The following is a 5,888-nucleotide window of genomic DNA, read 5'->3' on the forward strand; positions in this document are numbered from 1 at the left end:
CATAGACGAGCAAACCCCCTTCATCTAGCTTAACGACCGTCATGCGAATCGGCACGACAACGTAGAAGATGCCCTGAAGCTGGTCAAAAGTCCAGACTGTATCTTGAACGACTTCTTTGCGGATTGTCCGCCGACTGCCAAAAGGATAGAGAGGCAAAGTAAACCAGAAAGACCAGGAAAAGTCCCTCAGATGAATCTGTTCTGCGTTTAGTGTGCGTTCATCATCAGCCACTTCACGACCCCCTTCCGCATTCGCTCAATCTGTGTTTATTTGAACTTCAGAAGTTGGAGTGTAGCAAATTGTTGTCCCAATAAACTACATTTTTGTTAAAACTCAGCCTGCTTATACCATTTTAGATTTTAGATTTCAAATTTTGGATGGTAGAAGACTGGCAGCGATCGCGTACAGCCCTTTGGGCATGAAAACAGCAAAGCGAGGCGTTAGCCTAGGGCTGACTTGTCAGTTCGCATCCTTGCCAGTAGCCACTAACAACAATTTATTTGTACTCTAGCGCCCCTAAATGATTCCTGAAGGCGAGATACCCGAAAACTCTTACGGAGTCGGGTATCTGAAGGGTTAGCTCACTACTCAAATGCTAGGATTGCGACTACACGCTATTGAAGGCTGAACGCGGTTTCTGGTTGATTGCACAAGAACTCCGGAATTTGGGATTTTACGGTTGAAGTCTTTGAGATGGTTTTTTTTAAAGAGCGATCGCGTCTATATGTCACGGCTAACGGAGTGTGGCTTGAGATGAACCCAATTTACTTAGTTACAGCCATTTTTCTCGTTTTTGTCACCTACACAAAACCTAGTTGGTTTTGGCAAACTCGTAAGACACTCCGAATCAGACATAGAATTGGCGATCGCGCTACAGCTATTTTTTGTTACGCACTTGCAGTAGCGCTCATCATCAGCGCGATTATTTAATAATTGCTCCCACAAGCCTTTCCTTCTGCAAGGCTTGCTAGTATGCCAATGCCCTTGGTAAATCTTTGGCATACTAGCGCTTTCTCCTTGCGTTCTTTTCCCTAAAACTCAAGCTAGAAATAACAGTTTATAACTCAACTTTGTGTTGGGAGAATTGTTAGGGAGATACGGCTTTCAATCCTTTAGCTGTTAGGATTACCTCAGCTCCTTTCTTTACGGTTAAGGTTGTTGAAGAGTCAGCTCCTTCAGGCTGATCGGGATTGCTGATTGGTGTCTCTAGAATGTAAAAATAATCCCCATTCGCCCACCCTGTTGTGCAACTTCCATCCCGGCAAGTGATTTTACCTCCAGTTAAATTGATGCATTTTCCATTAGCATCACAACCACGGTAGCTAAGATTTCCCGTTCCATTGACTCCTGACCAAGATTTTGCATTACCAACCGTTATTGTCCACTCACCATTACTGAGAGTTTGTGAGTCAGTTGGAGCTTGAGAGTTTCCATCATCGATAATCTCCATTTTGGTGATGAGAGATTCTTGTTTGCTTTTGCCGCAAGGTTCGATGCTTTCACAATCATTAACGGAGAGGATTTCATAAGAGTTACGAACTTTCTTATTCAAGAAACTTTTTTCTTGTTCGCAGACTTCAAATGATGCGCCAACATTCCTCTCGATTCTGTTTTCATCCACTAGGGTGACGTAGCATTTGAGGTCACCTTGTACCATGCTTGTGACGGTACCAATGGTTGGCTGCTTAGCTGGAACTTGCTTATTTCTGCCACCTTTAACTTCCGTATTCGTTTGAACTTTGTTAGAAGAATTATCGCTAATTTCGGTATCTGTTTTAGATTTATTAGTGCTAGCTTCTGTATTTGCTTGAGGTTTATTAGAAGAATTAGCTTTAACCTCGGTATCTGTTTGAACTTTATTAGAAGAATCCGCCTTCGTTTCCGGGGCGTTATTTGGTTGATTTTCCTGAGAAGCATTGGGAACGGAGTTACCACAACTCACAAGCCAGACGGAGCAAATAGTGAATGCAATCGTCTTTGTCAACTTTTTCATGTTTGAGTTTTTTCCAAAATTGAGTGAGTGCATTCTTGATAACTACGCTTTTGGGTCAGGAATAGGTAAGTAACAGGTATCTTCACTTCAAATTACTCTGTTTCCCGAAGCGCTAGAAAGTCTATGCTTTCCCATAAGTTCTAAAATCCATATAGACCAAGGGTTTTAGTTCGGAAAATGGAAACCGATATTGGCTGTTTTTTAACGAATCCCCTTCCACTTTGGTGAGGCTACACATCAGATACCCCCAAACTCTGCCAAGGGCGCGATCGCATCGCACAGGAATGACTGGGCGCATCCACCTATGCGATCGCTTGAAAAAAGAACCTATTTTTTCTCTTTGCAAGGAGTATCGGGGAGAAATCAGGATTCTCACTACCGTTTTTAAAAATAAGGATATTTTCTCCCTTTTGCAAAGGAGTTTAGGCAAGCTCGTACCTTATCAGAAAAGGATTAGAGTCTGCGTTTAATAAAGAAAATTAGCAATTTTGGGCGGACTTGTTTGAATGGTGTAGTTGCTAGAGTGATTTTTCCCGTTTAACTGATTCAAACCTGTAAGAAGAATCACAGTAAAGGGAACTCAGAGTTATGACCGATGCCCGTCAAATGAAGATTCAATGGATTACTGCTGAATTCAAGCGGCTAAACGCACAGCTTTCCGAGCTTTTGGAACAACAAAAGCAGATACCGAGGGAATCTTGCGATTGGTGGCAATTGCAGGATCTGATTAGCGAAGTGGAAGACGAGATAGAGGCGTTGGTTTTTACCTCTAGTTGATTCATTATGCGTTCCCGATCGCTTCTATAGCAGTCTTGAGCCAATCAATGTAAGTTTGTTCTCTGCGGATCGCTAATTCTAGTCCGAGCCGTTGCAGAATCTGCTCGCGGCTCGCAGAGCGATCGCTCAGGGTTGGCAAGTCAATATTTTCACACTCAGAGAGCTTTTGGCGGCGTGCGGCTAGTTGCTCCTCTAACAGTTGAAGGATAGCTTCATCGGGTAACTGCGCCGCAAAATGCAACTGCACGAGTAAGGGATCTCGCACGGTTGGCAAGGGCTGAGGACATTGCAGCCATCGGATTAATTCGGCTTGTCCTGCCTCAGTCACGCTGTAAACTTTGCGATTTGGGCGATCGCTCTGAATTTCTACCGTACAGGTAATCCAACCTTGCCCAACCAGTTTATCGAGGGTTCTGTAGATTTGTGCTTGGTCTGCGGGCCACAAGTGAGCAATACATCGATCGAAGCAGCTCGTTTTCAGGTCGTAACCCGTCCTCTCTTCTTGCTGAAGTAAACCCAGAATTGCGTGTGCTAGAGACATAGACGGTTTTCCGAAGAATGAAGTAGTGGAAGCTCTATTGGTCACTTACGATCTTATGCTAGTATATGATCAATCATATATAGGAGCAATCAAAGTAAACGAGATGAATGATGGTTTGCTCCGACGAAGAACCTAAAGGTATCAGCTTCTTGCCGACCGGGGTTTACGACCCGATCTAGAGAGACTTTCATACTCTCGCAAGTGCTGGTTATCCGCATATTCTTTGCCAGGGTTCTTATTAAACTGATAACTAAGGCATCAAGGAGACAGTTGATGACGACTCAAATACGAACGATGCGAACGGTTGCAGGCATCATTAACAGTGTCGAAACGCTGGAGGGTGAAGGGATGCTTGTGCGCCGCCCATTCCCTAAAAGTGCCTTTTCCCACTTCGACCCCTTCCTCCTCCTTGATGAATTAGGGCCGGTTGATTTTGAGCCAGGTCAAGCAAAAGGAGCACCGGATCATCCCCATCGGGGCTTTGAGACGGTTTCCTATATCCTTGAGGGGCGCTTGGAACACAAAGATTCACAGGGTCATGCAGGGCATCTGAATCCCGGTGATGTGCAGTGGATGACAGCAGGAGCGGGTGTTGTCCATTCAGAAATGCCAGAGCGAGAATTTGCTCGGTCTGGCGGACGGCTTCACGGACTGCAACTTTGGGTGAATCTGCCTCGGCAGGACAAGATGATGAAACCTCGTTATCAGGAAATCTCGGCGGAGCAAATTCCCACTGCTCAGACTGATGATGGCTTGGTAACGGTAAAAGCGATCGCTGGAGAAGCGCTGGGAGTGAAGTCAGCGATCGCAACGCAAACTCCGATAATGTACCTGCACTTCACGCTCCAACCGGGCGGAACAGTGGTTCAGCCGGTGCCAAAAGAATACAATGCCTTTACATACGTGCTGGATGGAGAAGGTTTGTTTGGTGCAGACAAGGAACGTGCAGGAGATGGGCAGATGGTGTTGTTTGCACAAGATGGTGGGGAAGTAGCGATCGCCAATCCATCAGATGCGCGATCGCCATTGGACGTGTTGCTCATTGCTGGCGTACCGCTAAACGAGCCAGTTGTCCGCTACGGGCCATTCGTAATGAATACCGAAGCAGAAATTGTTCAAGCAATTGAAGATTATCGTAACGGGAGGATGGGTTCCATTGACTTCTAACACACTGCTACAACGAATACATCAACATCAATATCTGCGCGATCTGCGGAACAAATTGCTGCACCTCCACCGGGTGTTGCTTGACACAGAACGCATCACTTACGAACAGGTGCGCGGACGGGTATCCAACACAGAACTCCTGAAACTCGTGATTGAGCACGAACAATTTGCGTGGCTGCATCGCCTTTCTGAGCTGGTTGTGCAAATTGATGAAATGCTCTCTAGCGATGAACCTGTATCGCTGGATGATATCCAAAATCTGATTACCAATGCCCGCACGCTGCTGACGCCGTCAGAGCTAGGCAATGAATTTGCCCGGAAATACTACAATGCTTTCCAACGCGAACCGGGCGTTGTGTTGGCACACGCATCGGTATCAGAGCTGCTTGCATCTGCTAAATAAGGACAAGTGAAGGAAAAGCACCGCAAGGTAAATTGCGGTGCTTTTCTATGGGTACGGAAATCTTTGAGAGTCCTTTAGTGCAAGCAACGATCTAGGCTTCATCTAAGAAGAGTGCGATCGCGCTTAGCAGCTTTTGGGATCTCTTGAGACAGCCCCTGGGCTTTGCCCAATCGCACTTACTGTTACAGAACAGAAAATACAGAACCGAAAATCTGCTTTCGCTGAATCGCTGCTTCAGGTTTCCAGCGTTTTACATTTGCTAAATGCAGCCGAGCAAGTTAGTCTAGCAAGAGTAGAATAAAACTACATAAATTTATATTAAAAATATGAGGGACTGGTGCCTCAACTGCATTTGCAGTAATGTAGGCTCTCTCAGTAATTATTGTTATAAAAATGCTCAGTAATCTTCTTAAATAAAGTTGAAGTTTATCCTATAACTTTTGCATAAACTCAACTTAACCTAAATCAAATCTATGACTTTGTTAGTATAAACGATATCTAGTATTTGTGTGGCTCTCGACTCAACAAATTGGGGATATGCCTAAAGGTACAGACAATTTATTAAAATAAACTTTATAGTTGTTAACAAGAGACAAAAAACTAGGTAAAAAACTTGGCTAATATCGTTGATACCGCCGTTCAGGCTGGTTCATTTAACACCCTAGTTGCTGCCGTCAAAGCTGCTGGTTTGGTTGATACACTACAAGGCGCTGGTCCCTTCACTGTGTTTGCGCCTACTGATGAAGCTTTCGCTAAACTTCCCGCAGGTACAGTAGATTCTTTGCTTCAAGATATTCCGAAGCTTAAGCAAATCCTGACCTATCATGTCGTTTCCGGCAAAGTGATGGCAGCTGACGTAGTTAAGCTGAAGTCAGCTACTACAGTTCAGGGTTCAGACGTGAAAATTGATGCTTCCAATGGTGGCGTCAAAGTGAATGATGCAACAGTTGCAACAGCGGATGTTGCTGCTGATAATGGTGTCATCCACGTCATTGACACAGTATTG

The 5,888-nt window shown here is 44.9% G+C and carries 8 protein-coding genes; 5 read left to right on the plus strand and 3 right to left on the minus strand.

Annotation, left to right across the window (positions count from 1 at the left end; all coding sequences use genetic code 11):
- Nucleotides 1-232: DUF4336 domain-containing protein (locus NDA06_RS26055; protein WP_348251929.1), on the minus strand; the 232-nt coding region annotated here is incomplete at its 3' end.
- A gap of 462 nt (nt 233-694) precedes the next feature.
- On the opposite strand from NDA06_RS26055, the gene NDA06_RS26060 reads away from it, so the two are divergent.
- Nucleotides 695-931: a hypothetical protein gene (locus NDA06_RS26060; RefSeq protein WP_190984979.1), complete on the plus strand. Its 237-nt coding sequence runs from the start codon at nt 695-697 to the stop codon at nt 929-931.
- Nucleotides 932-1,088: 157 nt separating this feature from the next.
- Here NDA06_RS26060 and NDA06_RS26065 read toward each other — a convergent pair whose 3' ends face one another.
- Nucleotides 1,089-1,994 carry a hypothetical protein gene (locus NDA06_RS26065; RefSeq protein ID WP_190984978.1) on the minus strand — a complete coding sequence of 302 codons (906 nt, stop codon included), beginning with the start codon at nt 1,992-1,994 and terminating at the stop codon, nt 1,089-1,091.
- 588 nt (nt 1,995-2,582) lie between these two features.
- Here NDA06_RS26065 and NDA06_RS26070 point away from each other — a divergent pair.
- A complete protein-coding gene (locus NDA06_RS26070) occupies nt 2,583-2,771 on the plus strand; it encodes a hypothetical protein (protein WP_190412516.1) in 189 nt (62 codons plus the stop codon).
- A 4-nt stretch (nt 2,772-2,775) separates the two neighbouring features.
- On the opposite strand, the gene NDA06_RS26075 is transcribed toward NDA06_RS26070, so the two are convergent.
- Nucleotides 2,776-3,312, minus strand: coding sequence for a PadR family transcriptional regulator (locus NDA06_RS26075; protein ID WP_190984977.1), 537 nt, complete (start codon nt 3,310-3,312; stop codon nt 2,776-2,778).
- 273 nt (nt 3,313-3,585) lie between these two features.
- Here NDA06_RS26075 and NDA06_RS26080 point away from each other — a divergent pair, with 273 nt between their 5' ends.
- The 3 genes from NDA06_RS26080 to NDA06_RS26090 form a co-directional block, all read left to right on the plus strand.
- Entirely contained in the window at nt 3,586-4,479 is an 894-nt protein-coding gene (locus tag NDA06_RS26080; protein WP_190984976.1) for a pirin family protein, read from the plus strand.
- On the plus strand, nt 4,469-4,882 hold the full coding sequence (locus tag NDA06_RS26085; RefSeq protein ID WP_199302948.1) for a hypothetical protein: 414 nt from the start codon (nt 4,469-4,471) through the stop codon (nt 4,880-4,882). Before NDA06_RS26080 ends, NDA06_RS26085 begins: the two co-directional genes overlap by 11 nt.
- 613 nt (nt 4,883-5,495) lie before the next feature.
- On the plus strand, nt 5,496-5,888 hold a 393-nt coding region (locus NDA06_RS26090; protein WP_348251930.1), incomplete at its 3' end, for a fasciclin domain-containing protein.

Source organism: Trichocoleus sp. ST-U1 (genome assembly GCF_039961835.1).
In the GTDB taxonomy this organism is placed as follows: Bacteria; Cyanobacteriota; Cyanobacteriia; order Cyanobacteriales; family FACHB-T130; genus FACHB-T130.